The organism is Actinoplanes italicus, from assembly GCF_003001815.1.
Taxonomy (GTDB): Bacteria; Actinomycetota; Actinomycetes; order Mycobacteriales; family Micromonosporaceae; genus Actinoplanes; species Actinoplanes italicus.
Genome location: NZ_PVMZ01000001.1, coordinates 608918 through 630463 on the forward strand (window position 1 = coordinate 608918; position 21546 = coordinate 630463).

At 68.8% G+C, this 21546-nt stretch carries 24 protein-coding genes and 2 riboswitches; of the genes, 5 read left to right on the top strand and 19 right to left on the bottom strand.

The genetic code is table 11. From position 1 onward, the window contains the following. Nucleotides 1-83 precede the first annotated feature (83 nt). The 4 genes from CLV67_RS02900 (at nt 84) to CLV67_RS52600 (ending at nt 5956) form a co-directional block, all read left to right on the top strand. Entirely contained in the window at nt 84-1601 is a 1518-nt protein-coding gene (locus CLV67_RS02900) for a single stranded DNA-binding domain-containing protein (RefSeq protein ID WP_106315532.1), read from the top strand. Between the two features lie 105 nt (nt 1602-1706). After that, the gene (locus CLV67_RS02905; RefSeq protein ID WP_239166637.1) at nt 1707-2168 is read left to right on the top strand and encodes a ribonuclease domain-containing protein; all 462 of its coding nucleotides are present in this window, start codon (nt 1707-1709) and stop codon (nt 2166-2168) included. A gap of 235 nt (nt 2169-2403) precedes the next feature. After that, nucleotides 2404-2478, top strand: a riboswitch (cyclic di-GMP riboswitch). A gap of 15 nt (nt 2479-2493) precedes the next feature. Further along, on the top strand, nt 2494-2898 hold the full coding sequence (locus CLV67_RS02910) for a hypothetical protein (protein WP_106315533.1): 405 nt from the start codon (nt 2494-2496) through the stop codon (nt 2896-2898). 109 nt (nt 2899-3007) lie between these two features. Next, the gene (locus tag CLV67_RS52600; RefSeq protein WP_146168973.1) at nt 3008-5956 is read left to right on the top strand and encodes a hypothetical protein; all 2949 of its coding nucleotides are present in this window, start codon (nt 3008-3010) and stop codon (nt 5954-5956) included. A gap of 617 nt (nt 5957-6573) precedes the next feature. On the opposite strand, the gene thiC is transcribed toward CLV67_RS52600, so the two are convergent. From thiC to CLV67_RS02960, 9 genes are all read right to left on the bottom strand, one after another. Then, nucleotides 6574-8103, bottom strand: coding sequence for a phosphomethylpyrimidine synthase ThiC (thiC, locus tag CLV67_RS02920; protein ID WP_170153730.1), 1530 nt, complete (start codon nt 8101-8103; stop codon nt 6574-6576). A 70-nt stretch (nt 8104-8173) separates the two neighbouring features. Beyond that, the gene (gene thiD, locus CLV67_RS02925; protein WP_106315535.1) at nt 8174-8941 is read right to left on the bottom strand and encodes a bifunctional hydroxymethylpyrimidine kinase/phosphomethylpyrimidine kinase; all 768 of its coding nucleotides are present in this window, start codon (nt 8939-8941) and stop codon (nt 8174-8176) included. Then, nucleotides 8938-9513: a thiamine phosphate synthase gene (locus CLV67_RS02930; protein ID WP_106315536.1), complete on the bottom strand. Its 576-nt coding sequence runs from the start codon at nt 9511-9513 to the stop codon at nt 8938-8940. The genes thiD and CLV67_RS02930 overlap by 4 nt, the downstream gene beginning before the upstream one ends. Next, entirely contained in the window at nt 9507-10253 is a 747-nt protein-coding gene (locus CLV67_RS02935; RefSeq protein WP_106315537.1) for a thiazole synthase, read from the bottom strand. Before CLV67_RS02935 ends, CLV67_RS02930 begins: the two co-directional genes overlap by 7 nt. Before the next feature lies 1 nt (nt 10254). After that, a complete protein-coding gene (gene thiS / locus CLV67_RS02940; RefSeq protein ID WP_106315538.1) occupies nt 10255-10455 on the bottom strand; it encodes a sulfur carrier protein ThiS in 201 nt (66 codons plus the stop codon). Next, a complete protein-coding gene (gene thiO / locus CLV67_RS02945) occupies nt 10452-11471 on the bottom strand; it encodes a glycine oxidase ThiO (protein WP_106315539.1) in 1020 nt (339 codons plus the stop codon). The genes thiS and thiO overlap by 4 nt, the downstream gene beginning before the upstream one ends. Next, nucleotides 11468-12052 carry a thiamine phosphate synthase gene (locus CLV67_RS02950; protein WP_239166638.1) on the bottom strand — a complete coding sequence of 195 codons (585 nt, stop codon included), beginning with the start codon at nt 12050-12052 and terminating at the stop codon, nt 11468-11470. Before CLV67_RS02950 ends, thiO begins: the two co-directional genes overlap by 4 nt. After that, nucleotides 12046-12156: riboswitch (TPP riboswitch) on the bottom strand. Its footprint overlaps the gene before it by 7 nt. Before the next feature lie 34 nt (nt 12157-12190). Continuing rightward, nucleotides 12191-13837: an ABC-F family ATP-binding cassette domain-containing protein gene (locus CLV67_RS02955; RefSeq protein WP_106315540.1), complete on the bottom strand. Its 1647-nt coding sequence runs from the start codon at nt 13835-13837 to the stop codon at nt 12191-12193. A 28-nt stretch (nt 13838-13865) separates the two neighbouring features. Next, complete coding sequence (locus CLV67_RS02960; RefSeq protein ID WP_106315745.1) at nt 13866-14483, bottom strand: class I SAM-dependent methyltransferase; 618 nt, start codon at nt 14481-14483, stop codon at nt 13866-13868. Nucleotides 14484-14578: 95 nt separating this feature from the next. On the opposite strand from CLV67_RS02960, the gene CLV67_RS02965 reads away from it, so the two are divergent. Next, the gene (locus tag CLV67_RS02965; protein WP_106315541.1) at nt 14579-15304 is read left to right on the top strand and encodes a hypothetical protein; all 726 of its coding nucleotides are present in this window, start codon (nt 14579-14581) and stop codon (nt 15302-15304) included. A gap of 19 nt (nt 15305-15323) precedes the next feature. On the opposite strand, the gene truA is transcribed toward CLV67_RS02965, so the two are convergent. From truA to map, 10 genes are all read right to left on the bottom strand, one after another. Next, nucleotides 15324-16139: a tRNA pseudouridine(38-40) synthase TruA gene (truA, locus tag CLV67_RS02970; protein ID WP_106315746.1), complete on the bottom strand. Its 816-nt coding sequence runs from the start codon at nt 16137-16139 to the stop codon at nt 15324-15326. 82 nt (nt 16140-16221) lie between these two features. Beyond that, nucleotides 16222-16791 carry a 50S ribosomal protein L17 gene (gene rplQ, locus CLV67_RS02975; protein WP_106315542.1) on the bottom strand — a complete coding sequence of 190 codons (570 nt, stop codon included), beginning with the start codon at nt 16789-16791 and terminating at the stop codon, nt 16222-16224. A 36-nt stretch (nt 16792-16827) separates the two neighbouring features. After that, on the bottom strand, nt 16828-17850 hold the full coding sequence (locus tag CLV67_RS02980; RefSeq protein ID WP_093618743.1) for a DNA-directed RNA polymerase subunit alpha: 1023 nt from the start codon (nt 17848-17850) through the stop codon (nt 16828-16830). A gap of 95 nt (nt 17851-17945) precedes the next feature. Further along, nucleotides 17946-18572 carry a 30S ribosomal protein S4 gene (gene rpsD / locus CLV67_RS02985; RefSeq protein ID WP_106315543.1) on the bottom strand — a complete coding sequence of 209 codons (627 nt, stop codon included), beginning with the start codon at nt 18570-18572 and terminating at the stop codon, nt 17946-17948. Nucleotides 18573-18585: 13 nt separating this feature from the next. Beyond that, entirely contained in the window at nt 18586-18993 is a 408-nt protein-coding gene (gene rpsK, locus CLV67_RS02990; RefSeq protein WP_014440747.1) for a 30S ribosomal protein S11, read from the bottom strand. A gap of 17 nt (nt 18994-19010) precedes the next feature. Continuing rightward, nucleotides 19011-19391: a 30S ribosomal protein S13 gene (gene rpsM / locus CLV67_RS02995; RefSeq protein ID WP_106315544.1), complete on the bottom strand. Its 381-nt coding sequence runs from the start codon at nt 19389-19391 to the stop codon at nt 19011-19013. 151 nt (nt 19392-19542) lie between these two features. Continuing rightward, nucleotides 19543-19659 (bottom strand): 50S ribosomal protein L36, encoded by a 117-nt coding sequence (rpmJ, locus tag CLV67_RS03000; RefSeq protein WP_014440745.1) that lies wholly within the window; start codon nt 19657-19659, stop codon nt 19543-19545. A 51-nt stretch (nt 19660-19710) separates the two neighbouring features. Further along, nucleotides 19711-19932 carry a translation initiation factor IF-1 gene (infA, locus tag CLV67_RS03005; protein ID WP_018347787.1) on the bottom strand — a complete coding sequence of 74 codons (222 nt, stop codon included), beginning with the start codon at nt 19930-19932 and terminating at the stop codon, nt 19711-19713. Between the two features lie 238 nt (nt 19933-20170). Continuing rightward, nucleotides 20171-20596 (bottom strand): DUF1707 SHOCT-like domain-containing protein, encoded by a 426-nt coding sequence (locus tag CLV67_RS54675; RefSeq protein WP_239166639.1) that lies wholly within the window; start codon nt 20594-20596, stop codon nt 20171-20173. Between the two features lie 34 nt (nt 20597-20630). Beyond that, on the bottom strand, nt 20631-21464 hold the full coding sequence (gene map / locus CLV67_RS03015) for a type I methionyl aminopeptidase (RefSeq protein WP_106315545.1): 834 nt from the start codon (nt 21462-21464) through the stop codon (nt 20631-20633). Nucleotides 21465-21546: the final 82 nt, after the last annotated feature.

Genomic DNA, 21546 nt, shown 5'->3' on the forward strand with positions numbered 1-21546 from the left:
ATAGATGAACACGACTTTAGGCTGCCTTAAGAAGGGGACCCCGGACTGGCGCACCATGCGGAACATTCCGTAACGTGCGCGGCATGGCAATTCGGAGCTGGCTGAAGCTGCTGGCCACCACCACCACGGCCGCCGCGGTCGTCGGTGCAGGTCAACTCGGCATCGCCTACGGGCTCGGCATGGTGCGGCTGGACCAGACGCTGGAGATCACTCAGCGTGACCAATGGACAGCACAACTGGCCTGGGTCGCCTGGATCACCATGACGGCAGCCGCGATCGGCTCCGTGGTCGCGACCGGCCTGCGCCCCCGCTGGTCCCCCCGCCCGGTCGGCCCCGGAGGCGCGTTCGCGATGGGTCTGGCCGCCGGCCTGGGCGCCTTGGCCGTCCTGCCGCTCACCATGCAGCCCGCACGATCGGCCCTGGTCGCCGGAGTGCAGCCGGTCCTGGTCATCGGCATCTGCGCGGGTCTCGGCGCCGCCGCCGGCATCTTCGCCGGATGGGCCGCGGCCGCCCGCGCCGTCGCCCGCTGGAGCCTCTCCACCTTGACGGTCGCGGTGTGGGCGGTGGCGCTGATCTCGGTGGCGCCCTCTCTACTGCCAGGCAAGACCCCCGCTGCGGTACGGCTGGGAGTCCTCGAGGGTGGCCTGATCCCGGCGGCCGCCGTCGAGCACACCCAGTTCGCCACCATGCCCGTGATCGCCCTGCTCGCCGGCCTGATCGTGGGCTGGGTCGCCCGCGGCCGGAAGAAGCCGGCCCTGGCCATCGCGCTGAGCGGCCTGGCCGGCCCGGCCCTTCTCACCGTGGCCTACCTGATCGCCGGCCCCGGCGCGACGTCCGGCTTCGAGCTCAACCCGTACTGGGCGGCGATGACCGCCACCGGCGCCGGGGTGCTCGGCTCGGTGCTGGCCACGATCGTGCGCGGCGGCACACCTGAGACGGCCCCCGCACCCGCGCCCGAGGCGCCCACCACCGACTCCCCCGACGACGCCCAGCCCGAACCACCTGCTCCCGTCACGGCATCCGGCCGCGCCACGCTGCCCCGCCGCGACGTACCCGTGCAGTCGGCGATCGCCCAGGCCGCGGCCGTCGCGGCCCGGCGCCCGGAGAACGAGCTGCGCCCCTCGGATACCGGCGTCTTCGCCGTAGCGGTGGCCGACCGGCCGCACCCTCTGCAGGACCTGGCCGCGGCGGCCACCCCGCCGGCACCCGTGGCCCCGAAAGCCCAGGCGCAGGCCCCGGTCGAGCCGCGGTTCTCCGGACAGCAGCAGGCGCCCAAGACCGGCGGCTTGCGACGCGGATGGCGTACCCGCAAGTCGGCTCCTGAGCCCCAGCCCGCCGCACCGTCGCCCGCACTGACCGGCGACACCGGCTCGTTCAACGGTTTCGCGGCCGCCCAGCCCAGCCCACGCACCGGCATCGACACAGCCGAGCACCCGCGGATCAACCCCCGGGCCCCGCTCACGCCGGAGCCGACGCCGATCAGCGCCCCGCTGCCGCAGCCGACCCCGGTCGCCCCGCCACCCACCGCTCCCCCCGCCCAGAACCAGAGGCCGGCCCGCGAGGACGACTACGTCAACTGGGTCAACGGCCTGGGCAAGTAGTCACCCTTCTTCCCGCTCCTCAACCCACGTTAAGCATCGGCGAACACCGATGGAATGATGCGGTCGGGAGGTACCGCCATCGGTACCGAGCAGTAACGATGATCGATGTCCGGGTACATCCCCACCCTCGACATCGGGAGTCCGATCATGATCACCCGCATCGGCCGGCTCTTCTCCGGCCTGACCCTGATCCTCGCCCTGGCCGGCACCGCCCTCGTAGCCCCCGCGATCGTGGCGCCGACAACGACCGACGCGGCCCAGGCGGCCGTATACAACAGCTGCACGATCAGCCGCTGCTCCGCGGCCCGAACCGCGTTCAGCGGCTGGCAGTCTCTCGGCTGGCCCACCACCGCCGGCTGGTACGCCTGGCCCTACGGCAACTACAACTACACCGGCGGCCGCTTCTACAACCGCGAGGGCCAGCTCCCCTCCGCGACCTACAGCGAATACGACGTCTACTCCCGCAACCGCGGCGCCGCCCGCGACGCGTACCGCATCGTCGTCAACCGCAGCACCCGAGTCGCCTACTTCACCCCCGACCACTACGTCACTTTCTACAAGCTCTAAACCCATTTCCTCGTACGAGCGGCGGCCGTCCCACGACGGCCGCCGCGCCGCGTTTCGACCCCGAAAAGCGTCGCCACCCGCCTGCGGCAACCGTCCGGCACCCCCCTAGCACCAGGTTCGGTCTCAGGTTGAGTAATCCCGAAACTGCCTCAAGAAATCGGCCCGGTAGCTCTTAGCTGCCCCGCACCCCGACCGAACACTCATGGCGTAACCGAAACGCGAACGAGCGCCGCTCGGCCGTAAAACGCAAACCCGGTGCGAGCCGGGGACGCAAAGCCACAGGGCCCACGAGGCCGGCTGGGCTACCGACCAAGGGGAGACACATATGCGCAACATGATCCAGCTTCTGGGCGGCGTCGCCGTCGCCGGCGTCGTCGCCGCCGGTTCGACCGCCTTCACCGCGGGATCAGGGCTCACGGCTACTCCTGCCACAGCCGTCGTGGGTGGTACCGCGTCAGTTGCGGTCAGCGGTGCGAATATCGGTGCCTTGACATTTGTCCACGATGCAGACCCCAACAGCGCCGAGATCACCCTGATTCACTTGACCCTCAAGAAGGACGATGGTTCCACCGCCATCACCACCGGCACCCTTACGCTGGCTGTGACTGCGGGCGCTGGAACCGCCGCACCGACTTGTGCCTACTCCTCGGGCAACACTCGCTGGGAATGCACCCCGAGCGCCGACTGGACCACGATCACCCAGCTCGCCTTCAAGTACCTGGAGGCCTGATTCGTATCGTGACCTAAGCTCGAATGGGCTGGCCGGCGAGGTACCGCCGTGGTGGCACAGCCGACACTCATTCAGCGAGGTCGCGATCTCCAAGGCTCGACGTTTCGTGATGGCCGCCATCCTCGTGATGGCGGCCATCGGCGCGTGGGCGATCAGCACCCAACGCGTCTCCTACGTCGTCACGTATGGCGTCAGCATGCTTCCCACGTACCACCCCGACGACCTTGTCATCCTCATCAAGTCTGATTCCTACGAGACAGGGCAGATCGCCGCATATCATGGTTCGCGTGGCCGGGTGGAGGTCCTGCACCGGATCATCGGTGGTGATGGCCGGACTGGCTTTGTTTTCAAGGGCGACAACAACAAGTCGCTCGATCCAGACAAACCTGTCGCCAACGACCTGATCGGCAAAGCCTTAATACACATTCCGAAGGGCGGCGTCTGGCTGCGACCGCTCCTTAGTCCTACTGGACTGGGAATGCTTGGCTTCCTCTTCGTCGGGAGCACTGCGGCGGGCATCAAAAACCGTCGAGACATCCCACGCGGGCACCGGAAGAAGAAGGTGAGGGGCATGTCTGGCGGAGGCGGCTCCTGGGCTACTGCGGCGGCTGTATTCAAGGCGGTCAGCCGACTGCATCCAGTCCTTCGGGTGCTTGCCGTAGGGACCGCCGTCTGCGGAATCGTTGGACTCGTCTTTGGTGTGCTGGGTTGGATGAAGCCGACGACTGAAACCGTGAGTCGCGCCGGCAAAGCCGGGGAATCCATGACGTTCGCCTACTCCGCCGAGGTCCCTCGCTCGGCCGCCTATGACGGCACGACGGTCTACTCGCCGGATCCGATCTTCCGGAAGCTGGCTGACGTCGTAGACCTGCACATGAACTACCGAGGCGAACCGGGTCGCGTCGAGGTGTCCGCTCGCCTCTCGTCGCAGAACGGCTGGCACAAGACTTTGAATCTGTCCCAGCCGAGGCAGTTCACCAGTGACCGATACACCGGCAAGATCCAATTGAACCTGCCTTCATTCGATCAACTCATCGCTGAGGCCGGCAAGGCGATCGGCGCCGACATGGGTCCGACCACCCTCGCGATCACCGCCCGGGTTCGCCACGGCGACGGCACCGCGTTCGAGCCCCAGGTCTCCTTCAACCTCGCTCCCCTCCAGCTCACCCTCGCAGGTGGCTCGGAGTCCCTGGTGGTGGACCAGTCCAGCGTCTCCGCGGGCAGCTCAATTCAAGATCGACGTATCGGTGGCTTCGGCTACTACCCCCTCACCGCTGCCGAGGCCCGGAAGTACGCCGTCTATCTCCTCCTCATGGCCTTGATCGGAGCGGGCATCGTCGCGTGGATGGCCCTCGGCCATGTGCCACTGCGAACCCGCACCCAGATCCAGCGCCGCTACCCGCACCTGATCGTGCCGGTTGAACCGATGGCCAGTCCGCCCGGCAAGCCCGTCGTCATCGTCGACACCTTCCCCGCCCTGGTGAAGCTCGCCGAGAAGTACGGGCAGATGATCCTCACCTGGACCCGTCCGGATGGCGCCGACGACTTCGTGGTCCGGGACGAGGGCATCCTCTACCGCTATCGGATCGACCCGAACGTCCCCTCTCCGCAGGCCACGCCACCCGGTCCCACGCCCGATCCGACTCCGGTCGGCCGCTCGCGAAGAGCCGATTCGGCTCCCGCAACCACGCCGCCCATGGAGCCGTCCACCCCTGAGACGACGCCGGTCATGGGCCTTCCGCCGGCCCCCGAGCTCCCGTCCGAATCCGGCACGGATAGCGCCGACGACCCGACGACAGGTGCCGGGGCCGAACCCACGGAATCGCAGCCGCCCGTAAAGAAGACGACTCCACGGAAACGAGCCACCAAGACCGCGGCGACCAAGACCGCGGCAGCGAAGGCCGCAGCCAAGACCACCGGTACCAGAACCCCCGCCAAGCGAACCCGAGCCGCCGCGAAGCCGCCCCGAACTCCCGAACCCGAGACCGAAGCGCACGTCGAGCCCGCGGTTGCGGCAACCGAAGCGGATCTCGAACCCACAGCTGAAACCCACCTCGAGCCCACAGCTCCCGCAGACCGCGAGCCCTCGGCTTCCGCGAGCGAGGCCCATTCCGGGTCCTCGGCGGCCGACACCGAGAACCAGCCCGATCAGCCGGCCATAGAGACAGAACAGCAGGCCATAGAGACAGAACGTTCGACCTCGGCCGAGACACTCCTAACGGTCGACCCACAGAACAAGCCCTCAGCCGGTACGGACCAGCAGCTGCCCGGCGCCCCAACCCCGAAGACCACAACCGCCGATTCGCACGCGCCGGACGAAGAAGTCGCCGACCACAACGTGACCGCCGAACTTTCACCTGACCCCAGCGAGACGGCAGCGTCCGCAGAGACCGTAGTGCCGGACGAGACCGCAGCGGCCGACGAGACCACTGCCGTAACACTGGCTGCAGCAGAACAGGATCGGCCCGCCGATCCCGCGCCGGAATTGATCAACGAGTCGACCACGTCCGCGGAAGCCAACGGCCGCCCCGAGACACCCGAGCCTGAACCCGTGATGACCGACGAGACGGAGCCACCAGCCGTTACGGCTGAAGCCAAGCCGGACGAAGCCCTCCGGCCCGAGCCCGATCACGTTCACGCGGAAACCGAACCGCCTTCTCCAGAGGCCGCCGAGCCCGAGAAGTCCCCGTCAGCCAGGGGCCAGGAGAAGACGGCCAGGAATCAGGAGAAGACTCCCAGGAATCAGAAGCGTTCCAACCGCCGCAAGTCCCGGTCGAGGCGCACCCCGCAACCGACAGTCGACGAGCCGCAGCCCGCACCGGAGCCGATCTCCCCCACAGACGAGGCCCGCAACGCGATGAAGGACTTGGCCGAACGCAACACCCCGATGACGCCGCCGGAGCCTGGCGCGGCCCGAGATTCCCAGGCCGAACCGGTCCCGTGGCCCGGGGAACCCTCAGCACCCGCGGTACACAACGAGGAACCGATCTACGACTTCCTGCCGGCGGCCAAACGTCACCCCGCCGCGATGGACGACCTCGACGAACCGGACGCCTGAGGCTTGCTGCCGAGCTCCGAGCGACAGCCGATCGATGGAACCACCCGTTGGAGCCGATCGCGTGCCCCCAACGCCGCAACCGGCAACGCCAGGAGTCCGCGTTGCCGGTTCGTGGTCGTAAGGCGTCGTGATGGAGTCTTCTGCAAGGCTGATCGCGGCTCGCCGTCAAGCAACCGGTCGGGTGAACGCCGCAGACGGGTGCAGAGACGCGGCTTTCAGATGAATGCCCCTCCCGTGAAGTGCCCGCCGCCCGCCTCACCAACCGATTCATCCCGCTTTGCCCGGTAACGCATCGAGATCTTGTGGACTTCGGGTTGAATCCCGGGCGGAAACTCACAACATCGGCGCGGCACTCGGTCACGCCGACGAGGGATTGCACCTGCTCGCCAGCAAAGCGGAAGACTCGATGGCGACGATCGACGCACACGCATCCGTTGTGTGTGCCCGCACCGCTCCCGCCGGCCCGGCGGGAGCGGTGCTGCCCGTCTCCGGTGCCACCGGCGAGGCCGGGCCGGAAGCAGGGCCCTGACGCGATCCTGCGAACCCAACGAACAACGCACAGCGGATCCGCAAGATCGCGAAAGACCCAGGATGCCTGAGCGGAAAGCCCAGGATGCCTAAGCGGTAGGCGTGACCGGCAGATAGACGCGCCCACCGGCGTCGACGAACTCACTCGACTTGGCCTTCATGCCGGCCGCCCGGATCTCGTGACTGATCTTCATGGAGCAGAACTTCGGCCCGCACATGGAGCAGAAATGCGCCGTCTTGGCAGGCGCCGCCGGCAGGGTCTCATCGTGATAGGACCGAGCCGTCTCCGGATCGAGGGCCAGCTCGAACTGGTCCTCCCACCGGAAGTCGAACCGGGCCCGAGACAGCGCGTCATCCCACTCCTGAGCCCCCGGATGCCCCTTGGCGATGTCGGCGGCGTGTGCGGCGATCTTGTAAGCGATCATGCCCGCCTTGACGTCCTCCTTGTTGGGCAGCCCGAGGTGTTCCTTGGGCGTCACATAGCAGAGCATCGCGGTTCCGAACCAGCCGATCATGGCGGCCCCGATCGCGGACGTGATGTGGTCGTACGCGGGTGCGATGTCGGTGGCGAGCGGCCCGAGCGTGTAGAAGGGCGCCCCGCCGCAGAGCTCTACCTGCAGATCCACGTTCTCTTTGATCTTGTGCATCGGCACGTGACCGGGTCCTTCGACCATGACCTGGACGTCGTACTCCCAAGCGATGTGGGTCAGTTCGCCGAGCGTACGCAACTCCGCGAACTGGGCCTCGTCGTTGGCGTCGGCGATCGAACCGGGGCGCAGCCCGTCGCCGAGGGAGAACGTGATGTCGTACTGCCGGAAGATCTCGCACAGCTCCCGGAAGTGGGTGTAGAGGAAGTTCTCCCGGTGCTCGGCAAGGCACCAGGCGGCCATGATCGACCCCCCTCGGGAGACGATGCCGGTGACGCGTTCCGCGGCCATCGGCACGTACTCCAGGAGCACACCGGCGTGGATCGTCATGTAGTCGACGCCCTGCTCGGCCTGCTCGATGACGGTCTCGCGGAAGATCTCCCAGGACAGTTTGAGCGGGTCACCCTTGACCTTCTCGAGCGCCTGGTACAGCGGCACCGTGCCGATGGGGACGGGCGAGTTCCGTACGATCGCCTCGCGGGTCTCATGAATGTGCGGCCCGGTGGAGAGGTCCATGACCGTGTCGGCACCCCATCGGGTCGCCCAGGTGAGTTTCTCCACCTCCTCGTCGATCGACGACGTCACCGCCGAGGTTCCGATGTTGGCGTTGACCTTCACGAGGAAGCGCGAGCCGATGATCATCGGCTCGGACTCGGGGTGGTTGACGTTGGCCGGGAGCACGGCCCGGCCCGCGGCGATCTCGTCGCGCACGAGGGTGGCCGGCACGCCCTCCCGGACGGCGACGTACTCCATCTCCGGCGTGATGATCCCGGCCCGCGCGGAGGCGAGCTGGGTCTGTCCGGTCTGCCACGGTTTCCGTAGCGGGGGCAGCCCGGCGGAGGGTTCGCTGCCGGGACCGGACGTGTCGTAGAGGCGCACCGGCGGGTTGTCGCCGGTGAGCACGACCTCGGTGAACGGCACCTGGATGTCGGGGCGGGGCCCTTCGACGTAGACCTTGCGACGCACGATCAATACCTCCCCAAAGTTGTACAAAACCGGCGGCGTACGGCAGCACGGAGCCCCCGGACGATGCGCCGGAGATCTAGACGGACCAGCCGAAGTGGTCCAGCGGCCCGGGTCCGGCGCCCAGCTCCCAGCCACTGCCGCCGCGCAGGCCCCGGTTCACGTAGTCCTTCGCCGCCGCCACCGCGTCCGGCACCGGGTCACCGGCGGCCAGCCGCACCGCGATCGCCGACGAGAACGTGCAGCCCGATCCGTGGTTGTTCCGCGTCGCCACCGGCTCGCCGCGCAGCAGTGTCGTCTCGCCCTCGAAGTGCAGTACGTCGACCGCGAGCTCGCTGCCGGTCACCACGACGGCGCGCGGCCCGAGGTCCGCGAGCTCGGCTGCCGCCGAGACCATCTCCTCGAGGGTCTCCACTCGCCGTCCCAGGAGGGCTCCGGCCTCGTGCCGGTTGGGGGTGACGACGCAGGGGTACGCAAGGAGCACTCCCACCACCGCCGCCTCGCCCAACCGGCTGCCCGCGGTCGCCACGAGAACCGGGTCGACGACGAGGTTGGGCAGGTCGTCCACGCGTGACGCGAGAACCTTGGCGACGGCCGGATCCGAGATCATCCCGACCTTGACCGCGGTCACCGGCAGATCCGACAGCACCGCGTCGAGCTGAGCGGCGACGATGTCGGCCGGGACCGGATGAATGGCCGTGACCCCGAGCGTGTTCTGCGCCGTGATGGCGGTGATCACCGACGTACCGAACGCGCCGAGCGCCGCGAACGTCTTGAGATCCGCCTGGATCCCCGCGCCCCCGCCGGAGTCCGAGCCGGCGATCGTCAGCACCACAGGCGGAGTCATCGCACCCTCTCGGTCAGGAACGCTTCGGACAGCTCTCGAGCAGTTCGCTCCGGGTCTGGTGAGCGCATCACGGCACCCATCACCGCGATCCCGGACGCACCGCCGGCACCGCACTCGGCGGCCCGCTCCGGGGTGTCGACACCGCCGAGAGCCAGCCAGGGCACGGGCGCACGCATGTCGGCGGCCCCCGTGACCCCGAGCGCGGGCCCGTACCCCGGCTTGGACGACGTCGGGTAGACCGGCGAAACCGTGACGTAGTCCACTCCCGACAGATCCTCGGTTCCGTGCCACGAACGTCCGACCAGCGCTACCCCGGACGGCAACGAATCCGCGCCGGCCAGGTGCACGGCCGATCCGCCCAGAGGGTCCGGACCGGAAACGATCAGATGAGCCGGCGGTACGACCGATCGCAGTTCGCGTGCCAGGGCCGCGCGTTCGGCGTACCGCAGATCTCTCTCGCGAAGGATGACCCAGGCGGCGCCGCCGCGGACCGCCTGCTGAACCACCTCGACCAGGGACCCGGCGGCGGACCGCCGATCGGTGAGCACGACGAGCCCGCCCGGTGTCACCATTGCGGGATGCCTTCGTCCTGAGTGGACGCGACCGCGTGGAACCGCCGTGGGATACGGCCCGCCGAGCGGGCCAGGCGGCCGGCGGCGACCGCGTGCCGCATCGCCGTGGCCATCGCCGTCGGGTCGTCCGCCCTGGTGATGGCACTGGCGATGAGCACCGCGTCGCAGCCGAGCTCCATGGCTAGCGCGGCGTCCGAGGCGGTGCCGATCCCGGCGTCGAGGACCACCGGCACGTCGACGTTCTGCACGATCAACTCGATGTGGTGCGGGTTGGAGATGCCGAGACCGGAACCGATCGGCGATCCGGCAGGCATCACCGCGGCGCAGCCGGCGTCGGCGAGCCGCCGGGCCAGGATCGGATCATCACTGGTGTACGGCAGAACGGTGAACCCGTCCGCGACGAGCGTCTCGGCCGCGCGCAGCAGCTCGATCCCGTCCGGCAGCAGTGTCCGCTCATCACCGATGACCTCGAGTTTGATCAGATCCGTCTCGAACGCCTCGCGGGCCATCTGTGCCGTCTTGACCGCGTCACCGGCGGTGTAGCAGCCGGCCGTGTTCGGCAGCACCCGCACCCCGAGCCGGTCGAGCATCGGCAACAGGCCCGGCCCGGCCGCGTCGACCCGGCGCAGCGCCACGGTGACCAGCGTCGTCTCGGACGCCTCGACGGCCTCCTCGAGCGCGGCCAGGCTGTTCGCCCCGCCGGTGCCGAGGATCAGTCCGTTCTCCGGGAGGAACGTCACGTCAGCCGCCCTGCGCGGCGGTGAGGACCTCCACCCGGTCGCCGTCCGCGAGATCCACCTCCGACCAGGTCGAACGCGGCACCACGGTGCCGTTGACCGCGACCGCCACCCCGCGCTGGGCGGCGATGATCTCGGCGACCAGGGTTGCGACGGAACAGGTGCCGGTCCGGCTCTGGGCCTGACCGTTGATCGTCAGCTTCATCGGAACCTCCCGGGGGCGAACGGGTCGAGAATCGGATCCGCCGAACCGGTGAGCACCAGGTCGGCGACGAGTCGTGCGGTGATCGGGGCGAGCAGGATCCCGTTGCGGAAGTGGCCTGCCGCCACCACGACGCGGCGGTCGTCGTCGAGGAATCCGAGGATGGGGGCGTTGTCCGGGGTGCCCGGCCGGTGCCCGACGGTGACCTCGGTGAGTTCGTGCTCGGCGAGGCCGGGCACCAGATCGAGGGCGGCGCGCAGCAGATCGTGCACTCCTCCGGCGGTCGGCATCCGGTCGGCGCGTTCCTCCTGGGTGGCGCCGACGACGACCTCACCGTCCGCACGCGGGACCAGGTAGACGTGCCGGCCGTCGGCCACGCCGTCGATCACGTGCTTGAACAGGCCGGGTTCGCCGCGCAGGCGGAGGACCTGGCCTTTCACCGGCCGGATCGGAAGTCCGGTGAGCGCTGCCGTGCCGCAGCCCGCCGCGACCACGATCACGTCCGCGTTCAATTCAGACAGGTCGGAAATGCGGCGTGCAACACTCCGGCCCTGGAGATGAGCGCGCAGCGCCGCCACGATCTTGCGCGGGTCGGCCTGATGCTCTGAGCTCGCCAACGCTCCGGCCCGGACCCGCGGCGAGATCGCCGGCTCGAGATCACGCACCTGAGACCCGGTGAGCGGCGCCAGCTTCTGGTGCCTCCACTCCCGCGCCGCCTCGGCGACGTCATCGGCGGTCAACGCCAGCGAGAGCGTCCCCGTCCGGTCGTAACCGACGTCACCGAACCCGGCCACGAAGTCCGGCCACAACTCGTGCCCCGCCTCCAGCAGCCGGGTGAGGTGCGGATACTCGAAGGCCGACTCACCACCCGGCGCGAGCATCCCGGCCGCGACGTGCCAGGCCCCGTCCGTGCCCTCGGGCGAGGGATCGTGGACGGTGACGTCCGCCCCACGACCCAGCAGCTCGGCAGCGACGGCGAGTCCGATGATCCCGCCGCCCACGACAGCGACGCGTGTCATGGCAGGACCGCCAGGAACTCCGCGACCGCTCCCTTCGGATCCGCCGCGAAGGCGGACACAGCGGCGATACCGTGCACCGCGAGCTGCGGCACCCGTTCCGCGGTGATGCCACCGATCGCCAGGACCGGCGTGCCGGGCACCGACTCGGCGACAGCCGCGATGGCGGCCGGCCCGAGCGGTGGTGGCAGTCCGTCCTTCGTGGACGTGGGGAAGGCGGGACCCACCCCGAGGTAGGTCGCCCCGTCGGCAACGGCCGCACGTGCCGCCTCGGGAGCACGGCAGGTCGCGCCGATGATCAGCGAGGGCCTGCTCACCCGTCGCGCCGCGGCGACCGGCAGATCGTCGGCTCCGAGGTGGACACCGTCGGCACCGGCCGCCAAGGCGACTCCGAGCGAGTCGTTGACCAGCACCGTCGTACCCACCGGACGACAGATCTGCACCGCGGCGACAGCCAGGGCGTAGGCCGCCGCCTCGGTGGACTTGACCCGGATCTGCACCGCGACACCGGCCAGGCCGGCGACACCGCGTACGACATCGATGTCGTCGGTTATGACGTGGATGCGAGGAAACGATGTGTGCACGAGGCACTCCTCCCTGCGCCGGCATTATCCGGATCAGGTTCGACGGTCGGGGGCCGCATCAGCCCCCCTCTCAGCCCGGTGCCCGGACTCCCGTGGGGTTGTTTGTAATCGGACCCTAACCGGTCCGTGACGAGAAAACTAGCGGACGTCCCAAACCGGCTCCGGCACCTCGACCACCTCACCGTCGCTTCCGAACAGCACGAACCGGTCGAAGGACCTGGTGAACCAGCGGTCGTGGGTGACCGCGATCACCGTGCCCTCGAACGCCTTCAGCCCCTCCTCCAGCGCCTCGGCCGACGCCAGGTCGAGGTTGTCGGTCGGCTCGTCGAGCAGCAGCATGGTCGCGCCCGACAGTTCGAGCAGAAGCACCAGGAAGCGGGCCTGCTGCCCACCGGACAGCGTGCCGAACCGCTGGTCACCCTGGGCCGCGAGCTCATAGCGGTTCAGCGCCTTCATGGCCCCGGCACGGTCCATCCCGGACCGGTGCTCGTCACCCCGCCAGAGGATCTCGACCAGCGTCTTCTCGACCAGCTCGGGCCGGTCGTGGGTCTGCGAGAAGTGACCGGGCCGCACCCGCGCCCCGAGCCGGGCCTTGCCGTCGTGGGCCACGTGCGCGAGCGGCGCGCCGTCGACCGGCTTGTGCTCCACGTCGGGGTCGGTGCCACCGGCCGCGAGCAGGCGCAGGAAGTGGGACTTGCCGGTGCCGTTCGCGCCGAGGACGGCCACGCGATCGCCGTACCAGACCTCGAGATCGAACGGGAACGTCAGGTTCTCCAGTTCGAGCTGCTCACAGATGACCGAGCGCTTGCCGGTGCGGCCACCGCGCAGGTTCATCTTCACGGCCTGGTCCTTCGGCGGCAGCGGCGGTGGGCCGACCTCCTCGAACTTGCGGAGCCGGGTCTGCGCGGCCTGATAGCGCGAGGCCAGGCCGTCGTTGTAGGCGGCCTTGTTCTTGAGCATGAAGACCAGTTCCTTGATCTTCTCGTGCTCCTCGTCCCAGCGGCGGCGCAACTCCTCCATCCGCTCGTGCCGGTTCGACCGGGCCTCGTGCCAGGAGGCGAACCCGCCCGGATGGGTCCACGCGCTGCCGCCCTCGACAGCCACCACCCTGTCCGCGGTCTCGGCCAGCAGCTCACGGTCGTGCGAAACGTAGAGCACCGACTTGTTCGACTCGCGGAGCCGCTGCTCGAGCCAGCGTTTGGCGGGCACGTCGAGGAAGTTGTCCGGCTCGTCGAGCAGCAGCACCTCGTCGTTCCCGCGGAGCAGCAGGTCGAGGGCGAACCGTTTCTGCTCCCCGCCGGAGAGGGTCCGCACGACGCGGCTCTTGGCCTCCTCCCACGGCTTGCCCAGGATGGACACCGCCACCGTGTCGAACAGCACCTCGGCGTCGTACCCACCGACCTCGCCCCAGTTGGCGATCGCGTTGGCGTAGGCGATCTGGCTCTTCTCGGTCTCGTCGAGGGCGGCGGTGGCCTTTCGCAGACGCTCACCGGAAGCTCGCAGCGGCGGGGAGACCAGGGACAATGCAAGATCCTCGAGGGTACGGTCGTCGCCGATCATGCCGATGAACTGGCGCATCACCCCGAGCCCACCGGATCTGGCGACGGTCCCGTCCTGCATCGGCAGGTCGCCCGCGACCATGCGCATGAGCGTGGTCTTGCCCGCTCCGTTCGGCCCGACGAGCGCGACCTTCGCTCCCTCGCCGACGCGGAACGACACGTCGGAGAAGAGCTCCCTACCGTCCGGGAGCACGAATCCTGCGCCGGCGACATCCACGTAACCCATGGCGGCATCCTCCCTGTGACGAGGTGGTTCAGTCAGCCGATTTTCCGGTGACCCGCAGAACCCGGAAACCCTTCTGGCTCGCCATCCGCTCCACGGTCCAGCCCAGCCCGACGAGCCAGGTGTGCAGAGAATCACCCCCGAGGTTCCGGTTGATCACCAGCCAGGCCGTGCCTCCGGGAGCCAGCCGGGGCAGCCAGCGCTCCAGCAGGGCGTGCAGCTCCGCCTTGCCGATGTGGGTGGGCGGGTTGCTCCAGATCTCCGTGAAGGTGACCTCCCCGGGCACGTCGTCGGGCGCCCGGACCAGGACCCGCTGTCCCAGACCGAGTCGTTCGGCGTTCTCCGCGGCCAGATCACGGGCCCGGGCGTTGACGTCGACCGCGTACACCGTGGTCCGCGGCGCCTCACTGGCCAGCACGCAGGCGATCGGGCCGTATCCGCAGCCCAGGTCCAGGAAGGTGCCCTCGGCGCCGTCACCGGGCAGCCCGGCCTTGCGCAGCAGGACGGCGGTGCCCGGGTCGAGACGGCCGGCCGAGAAGACCCCGGAGGCGACGGCCAGCCGGTAGTCCCGGCCGGCGACGGTGAACTCGATCTCGCCGCGCCGCAGGGGCGCGTCGGGCTCGGCAGTGAAGTAGTGGTCGGCGGTCACCCGCCAAGTCTCCCGCCGAAGGGTGACCGGATCCACGCCGGGGTGGCGGACACCGTGTGCGTTCATTGATCAGTGTCCCCGCCTAGCTTGGGCGAATGCGGTACGCCAGCCCTCTCACCCTGCCGCGATCACCCACCCGAGGCCAGCACCGCCGTCCGGCGCACCGGCACCTGCGCCGCGAGCCCCTGTCGACGACCCAGCTGTTCACCCACGGCCTGGCCGGCCTGATCGTGCTCGGCATCGTGATCATGCTGGGGGTGCTCATCGTGGCCGACGAGCGCCGCGCACCGACCCGCCTGGCGTCCGCGGAGATCGACGCGCGCATCGCCTCGCGTGCGGTGGATCCGGCGCCGCTCACCGAGGCCGAGGTCTTTCCCGGCGGCTCCGCAGCCTTCGCGGTGACCGGGACCGACCTCACCGCCGACTGCTCCCTCGCGGCAGGCGGCGCCCTGCGCACGACCCTGCTGCGTCACGGATGCACGCAGGCGGTCCGGGCCGCCCTCACGGTTCCGTACGCCGACTACCGGATCACCGCCGGGATGCTGAACCTGCCCGACACGAACAGTGCGACCGCTGTCGGCGACCAGGTCCGCTACCTGGTCGAGACGGGCGACGGCAGCTTCGCCGACATGGCCGGAACCGAGACCGGGCCGGGCACGCCGATCCTGTGGCGCACCCGCGGCCACTACGTCATGTACTGCGTGATCACCGGCCCGTCCGGCGAGCCGGTCGCCGCCGACGCCCCGGCGGTCCAGCAGCTGACCAGCGAAGTCCTCGACACCCACCTGCACGACACGGTCCTGATCCGCCGAGCCTCCTGATCGCGGCTGTGCCGGATGTTCAGGCGCGGAGGCGGCGGGTGGCATCGGCGCGAGCGGCGTACTCCGTCTCCTCCGGATAACCGACCGCCACCAGGGTCAGGCCGTGCGCCGGAGCGACAGTCACCTCACTGGAGCGCTCCCGCAGCGTGAGCAGCTTGGCCGGCCATTCCGGCTCGCGCCGCCCGTCACCGACCGTCAGCATCGCCCCGACCAGGCTGCGCACCATCGCCTGGCAGAACGCGTCGGCCTGCACGGTCGCCACACACACCCCGTCGGGGTCGCGCCGCCAGTCCAGCCGGTTGATCGCCCGGATCGTGGTCGCGTGCTCCTTGCGCTTGCAGAACGCGGCGAAGTCGTGCTCGCCCAGCAGCCCGGCCGCGGCGGCGTTCAGCCGGTCGAGGTCGAGCGGCCGCATCCAGCCGAGAGTGTCGTGCCGGCGCAGCGGCTCCGGGCCCCACGGGCGGTCCACGACCCGATACTCGTAACGCCGGAACGTCGCCGAGAACCGCGCGTCGAAACTGTCCGGCACCGGAGTCACGGCACGCACCCGGGCGTCCGGCGGCATCAGCGCCGCGAGCCGCCGCAGCAGCGAGCCCTCGAGCTCGGTCCAGCGCTCGACGGGCAGTTCGACGTGGCAGACCTGCCCCGTGGCGTGCACTCCGGCGTCGGTCCGGCCGGCCACGGTGAGCCCCAGCGGCGTCTCGGCACCGATGAGGCGGGCGAAGGCTTCGATCAAGACCCCGGCGACGGTACGGCGGGCAGGCTGAGCAGCCCACCCGGAGAAGTCGGCGCCGTCGTACGACACGTCAAGGCGAAGCCGAATGGTGTCCGTCATCCGCATGCTCTCTCCAGATGAGTGAGGCCCGGCACCCCGAAGGATGCCGGGCCCCGCCCGATGTGAATTCCAGCCGTGAGGATCAGGCCTTGTCGGTGTCTTCGCCCTCGGCCTTGTCGCCGGGCTTGTCACCGGAAGCGCTGACCGGAGCCTCGGCGTCCTGGTCGTCCTTGACGTCGTCCGCGACGGTGCTGCTCGCGGGGGCGTCGTCCTCGGGCGCCAGAGCCTCGACCTTGGCCTGCTGCGCGGCGGCCTTGCGGGCCTCCTTGGACGGGCCGGTGGTGGCCGCGACCTGCAGCTCCTCGACCAGCTCGATGACGGCCATCGGAGCGGCGTCACCCTTGCGCGGGCCGATCTTGGTGATCCGGGTGTAACCGCCGGGACGGTTCGCGAACCGCGGAGCGATCTGCTCGAACAGGGCGTACACGACGTCCTTGTCCTTCACGGTGGCCAGCACCCGGCGACGGGCGTGCAGGTCGCCGCGCTTGGCCTTCGTGACGAGCTGCTCAGCCAGCGGGCGCAGCCGCTTGGCCTTCGACTCGGTGGTCTTGATCTTCCCGTGCCGGAAGAGCTCGGTGGCCAGGTTGGCCAGGATGAGCTTCTCGTGAGCCGGGCTGCCGCCGAGGCGGGCACCCTTCGTGGGCGTGGGCATTTCAGATGCTCCTAGATTAAAGGCGCAGCCGAGCTCTTAGAGCTGCTCGGTCTCGCGGTAGTCGTCGGTGTCGTAGTCCACGTCGCCGAACGAGTCGACCACGTGCGCGGGGTCGAAGGACGGCGCGCTGTCCTTCAGGCCCAGGCCCATTCCGGCGAGCTTCATCTTGACCTCGTCGATCGACTTCTGGCCGAAGTTCCGGATGTCCAGAAGGTCGGCCTCCGTACGCCCTATCAACTCGCCCACGCTGTTGATGCCCTCGCGCTTGAGGCAGTTGTACGACCGGACGGTGAGGTCCAGCTCCTCGATCGGCAGGGCCAGGTCGGCAGCGAGCTGCGCGTCCTGCGGCGACGGGCCGATGTCGATGCCCTCGGCGGTCTCGTCCAGCTCACGGCAGAGGCCGAAGAGTTCGACGAGGGTCGAGCCGGCCGAGGCCAGCGCGGTCCGCGGGGAGATCGACGCCTTCGACTCGACGTCGATGATCAGGCGGTCGAAGTCGGTGCGCTGCTCGACACGGGTCGCCTCGACGCGGTAGGTGACCTTGAGCACCGGCGAGTAGATCGAGTCGACCGGGATACGGCCGATCTCGGCGCCGGCGTTCTTGTTCTGCGCCGCGGTGACGTAGCCACGACCGCGCTCGACGGTCAGCTCCATGTCCAGACGGCCCTTGCTGTTCAGGGTCGCCAGCTTCAGATCCGGGTTGTGCACCGAGACACCGGCCGGGGGCTGGATGTCTCCGGCGGTCACGTCGCCGGGGCCCTGCTTGCGCAGGTACATGCTGACCGGCTCGTCGTGCTCCGAGCTGACGGTCAGTTCCTTGACGTTCATGACCAGCTCGACCACGTCCTCCTTGACACCGGGGATCGTGGTGAACTCGTGCAGCACGCCGTCGATCTTGATGCTGGTGACCGCCGCGCCCGGGATGGACGACAGCAGGGTCCGCCGCAGTGAGTTACCGAGGGTGTAGCCGAAGCCCGGCTCCAAGGGCTCGATGGTGAACCTGGAGCGGGTCTCGCTGAGCGACTCCTCCGAGAGGGTCGGCCGCTGACTGATGAGCACGCTGTTCTTCTTTCTGTCGGGCCACCCGCTATTTGATGGCCGTCTCTGTTCTGCTTCGAGGCGCCGGCCAGAAGGCCGGCACCTCGAAAGAGCCGCTACTTGGAGTAGAGCTCGACGATCAGCTGCTCCTGGACCTGCGTGTCGATGACAGCGCGGGCCGGGAGCGAGTGGATCAGGATCTTCATCTCGCTGGGGATGGGCTCCAGCCACGCCGGAACCGGCTTGGAGCCGGCCTGCGCCTGGGCGACGACGAAGGGCGTGAGCTCCTTCGACTTCTCCCGGAGCGTGACGATGTCCTTGTCCTTGACGCGGTACGACGGGATGTCGACCTTGACGCCGTTCACCAGGAAGTGGCCGTGCTTGACCAGCTGGCGGGCGGCGTCACGGGACGCGGCGTAGCCGGCCCGGTAGACGACGTTGTCGAGACGCGACTCGAGGATCTGCAGCAGCACCTCACCGGTCTTGCCGGGCTTGGTGACAGCCTCCTCGTAGTAACCGCGGAACTGCTTCTCGAGCACGCCGTACACGCGGCGGGCCTTCTGCTTCTCGCGGTGCTGGAGCAGGTACTCGGTCTCCTTGGTCCGACCGCGGCCGTGCTGGCCGGGCGGGAAGGGACGCGACTCGAACGGGCACTTCGGCCCATCGCACTTGCTGCCCTTGAGGAACAGCTTCATCTTCTCGCGGCGGCAGCGCTTGCAGTCCGCACCTGTGTAACGAGCCATCTCTGTATCCCCCTCAGACCCGGCGACGCTTCGGCGGACGGCAGCCGTTGTGCGGCTGGGGCGTCACGTCGGAGATCTGGCCGACCTCGAGGCCGGCGGCCTGCAGCGAACGGATGGCGGTCTCGCGGCCGGAGCCCGGACCCTTCACGAACACGTCGACCTTGCGCATGCCGTGCTCCATGGCACGACGGGCGGCCGCCTCGGCAGCGAGCTGCGCGGCGAACGGGGTCGACTTGCGGGAGCCCTTGAAGCCCACCTGGCCGGAAGAGGCCCAGGAGATGACAGCACCGGTCGGGTCGGTGATCGACACGATGGTGTTGTTGAAGGTGCTCTTGATGTGCGCCTGCCCGTGGGCGACGTTCTTGCGTTCCTTGCGCCGGACCTTCTTTACTGCGGCCCCAGCGCGTGCCTTCGGTGGCATAAGTCAGTGCGCTCCTATTACTTCCGACCGGGCTTCTTCTTACCGGCGACCGTCCGCTTCGGACCCTTACGGGTACGAGCGTTGGTCCGGGTCCGCTGTCCACGCACGGGCAGGCCCTTGCGGTGGCGGATACCGGCGTAGCAACCGATCTCAACCTTGCGGCGGATGTCCGCAGCGACCTCGCGGCGCAGGTCGCCCTCAACCTTGAAGTTGGCCTCGATGTAGTCGCGGAGCTGGACCAGCTCCTCTTCCGTGAGGTCCTTGGCGCGCTTGTTCAGGTCAATCGCGGTAGCAGTCAATGTCTCCACGGCACGGGTACGCCCGATGCCGAAGATGTAGGTGAGCGCGATCTCCAACCGCTTCTCGCGGGGGAGATCGACGCCGACGAGACGAGCCATTACTGGCGGTACTCCTCGTTCGTGATCCCGGAGGTCTGTGCCCGTCCCATCCCGCCTTCAGCAGCGGGCCCCGGCCTCCGACCGGGGGTGCAGCCGCGGTTACCCGCGGCCGGGACGAGCTTGTTCAGTGGTGCGGATCCTTGCGCTGGACTCAGCCCTGGCGCTGCTTGTGGCGCGGGTCGGTCGAGCAGATGACCATGACCCGGCCGTGCCGCCGGATGACCCGGCAGTTGTTGCAGATCCGCTTGACGCTCGGCTTGACCTTCACGGTTTGCCTTAACTCTCAGTCAGACGGGATTGGTGGTTCCCCGCGACCCGCTTACTTGTAGCGGTAGACGATTCGCCCACGGGTCAGGTCGTACGGCGAGAGTTCGACGACGACCCTGTCCTCGGGAAGGATACGGATGTAGTGCTGACGCATCTTCCCGGAGATGTGTGCCAGGACCCTGTGACCATTGGCGAGCTCCACGCGGAACATTGCGTTCGGCAGGGGCTCGATCACTCGGCCTTCGATCTCGATGGCTCCGTCTTTCTTAGGCATGTCCTCCGCTACCTGACATCGGGTTCTTGGGGCAGGCTTGCACATCGTCACATCCAGGCCCACGATGGGGCCCGAACCAGCCGCGGCTCCCCCGGTCCTCGAAGCGCTTGAGGACACGAAGGAGTGGACGCTATGCGCCAGCGAGCCAGTCTACGCGCCCGTAACAGCGACGCCAAACCGAGGGTTCCGTAACCCGCTGTCGGGCGTGTTCTGGCCGGGCAACTCGACCATATCCGTCTCAGTGGCCACGTTTACCCCTGTCGCGGAAGTGGGCCACAAGAGCCCACACCACCGGGATCAACACCCAGCCCGGCCAGAAATAGTCCGCGCCGCTCATCGCCCAGATCACGACGCAGACCAGGAACACTCCAAGGATGCCGGGAAACCCCGATCGGCCCGCTCCGTGGCCGTGACCGTGCCCATGCCTCGGCTCCGCTTTCGCGACCGGCTGATGCGGTTCGATCTGAGCGTTCTCCACGGGGATCGTGCCGGGCAGGTCGTCGAGCAGACCCTTGAGATCGCCATAGGTCTTCGCCGAGTACGCCCGCTGAACGCGCTCGTCGTACTCACTCAGATCCAGACGCCCCTGATCCAGCGCCTCACGCAGCTGTTCCGCGACCTTCTGGCGGTCACCGTCACCGGCCCGCATCCCCTCGTGCGCCATGCGTGCCAGCATGCCAGGAGCACGCCATCGCCATCTATGGCTGCCGGGCGGTGACCAGTTCGCCCAGACGTGCCCGGCCACCGTCGGGGGCCGTGGTCACCCACACGCCGTCCGCCATCAGCGCCATGGTGTGCTCCACGTGGGCGGCCCTCGAACCGTCGCGGGTCACCACGGTCCAGCCGTCCTCGAGCTCCTCGGTGCGCGGAGAGCCCATGGTGATCATCGGCTCGATCGCCAGCGCCAGGCCGACCTCCAGCTTGATGCCGCGGCCCGGCTTGCCGTGGTTGAGCACGTGCGGATCCTGGTGCATCTCGGTGCCGATGCCGTGGCCGCCGTAACCGTCGACGATGCCGTACCGTCCGGCCTTCCGGATCACCTTCTCGATGTTGAACGAGATGTCGGTCAGCCGGCCGCGTCCGTTCGCCACACCCCGTGCCGCGGCGGCGATCCCGGCCCACATCGCGTCCTCGGCCACCTCGGCCATCTTCAGCAGGGCCGGATCGGTCTCCCCCACCCCGACCGTGATCGCCGAGTCCCCGTGCCAGCCGTCCAGGATGGCGCCGCAGTCCAGCGAGATCAGATCGCCCTCCCGGAGAACCTGCTCGGCGCTCGGAATGCCGTGCACCACCTGCTCGTTCACCGAGGCGCAGATCGACGCCGGGAAGCCGTGGTAGCCCTTGAAGGACGGGATTGCGCCCGAGTCCCGGATCACCTTCTCGGCGACGGCGTCGAGATCGGCGGTGGAGACCCCCGGCGCGACCGCCGCGCGCATCGCGTCGAGTGCGGCGGCGACGACCAGGCCGGCCGCCCGCATCTTCTCGATCTGCTCGGGAGTCTTCAGCTGAATCTTCAGCTCGTGGCGGCGCATGGCGGTGAGCCTAACTCTCTCGGTCTCGACATGCCGCCGCCCCGGGGTCACCCGGGGCGGCGTCGGTCAATCGGTGCTGGGG

Excerpts from the sequence above, each read along its gene's own strand:
- CLV67_RS02900 (WP_106315532.1), top strand. The coding sequence starts at position 84 with ATGGCAATTCGGAGCTGGCTGAAGCTGCTGGCCACCACCACCACGGCC.
- CLV67_RS02905 (WP_239166637.1), top strand. The coding sequence starts at position 1,707 with ATGTCCGGGTACATCCCCACCCTCGACATCGGGAGTCCGATCATGATC.
- CLV67_RS02910 (WP_106315533.1), top strand. The coding sequence starts at position 2,494 with ATGCGCAACATGATCCAGCTTCTGGGCGGCGTCGCCGTCGCCGGCGTC.
- CLV67_RS52600 (WP_146168973.1), top strand. The coding sequence starts at position 3,008 with ATGGCCGCCATCCTCGTGATGGCGGCCATCGGCGCGTGGGCGATCAGC.
- thiD (WP_106315535.1), bottom strand. The coding sequence starts at position 8,941 with ATGACTCCGCCTGTGGTGCTGACGATCGCCGGCTCGGACTCCGGCGGG.
- CLV67_RS02930 (WP_106315536.1), bottom strand. The coding sequence starts at position 9,513 with ATGGTGACACCGGGCGGGCTCGTCGTGCTCACCGATCGGCGGTCCGCC.
- thiS (WP_106315538.1), bottom strand. The coding sequence starts at position 10,455 with ATGAAGCTGACGATCAACGGTCAGGCCCAGAGCCGGACCGGCACCTGT.
- thiO (WP_106315539.1), bottom strand. The coding sequence starts at position 11,471 with ATGACACGCGTCGCTGTCGTGGGCGGCGGGATCATCGGACTCGCCGTC.
- CLV67_RS02955 (WP_106315540.1), bottom strand. The coding sequence starts at position 13,837 with ATGGGTTACGTGGATGTCGCCGGCGCAGGATTCGTGCTCCCGGACGGT.
- CLV67_RS02965 (WP_106315541.1), top strand. The coding sequence starts at position 14,579 with ATGCGGTACGCCAGCCCTCTCACCCTGCCGCGATCACCCACCCGAGGC.
- truA (WP_106315746.1), bottom strand. The coding sequence starts at position 16,139 with ATGACGGACACCATTCGGCTTCGCCTTGACGTGTCGTACGACGGCGCC.
- rplQ (WP_106315542.1), bottom strand. The coding sequence starts at position 16,791 with ATGCCCACGCCCACGAAGGGTGCCCGCCTCGGCGGCAGCCCGGCTCAC.
- rpsD (WP_106315543.1), bottom strand. The coding sequence starts at position 18,572 with ATGGCTCGTTACACAGGTGCGGACTGCAAGCGCTGCCGCCGCGAGAAG.
- rpsK (WP_014440747.1), bottom strand. The coding sequence starts at position 18,993 with ATGCCACCGAAGGCACGCGCTGGGGCCGCAGTAAAGAAGGTCCGGCGC.
- rpsM (WP_106315544.1), bottom strand. The coding sequence starts at position 19,391 with ATGGCTCGTCTCGTCGGCGTCGATCTCCCCCGCGAGAAGCGGTTGGAG.
- infA (WP_018347787.1), bottom strand. The coding sequence starts at position 19,932 with ATGCCTAAGAAAGACGGAGCCATCGAGATCGAAGGCCGAGTGATCGAG.
- CLV67_RS54675 (WP_239166639.1), bottom strand. The coding sequence starts at position 20,596 with ATGGCGCACGAGGGGATGCGGGCCGGTGACGGTGACCGCCAGAAGGTC.
- map (WP_106315545.1), bottom strand. The coding sequence starts at position 21,464 with ATGCGCCGCCACGAGCTGAAGATTCAGCTGAAGACTCCCGAGCAGATC.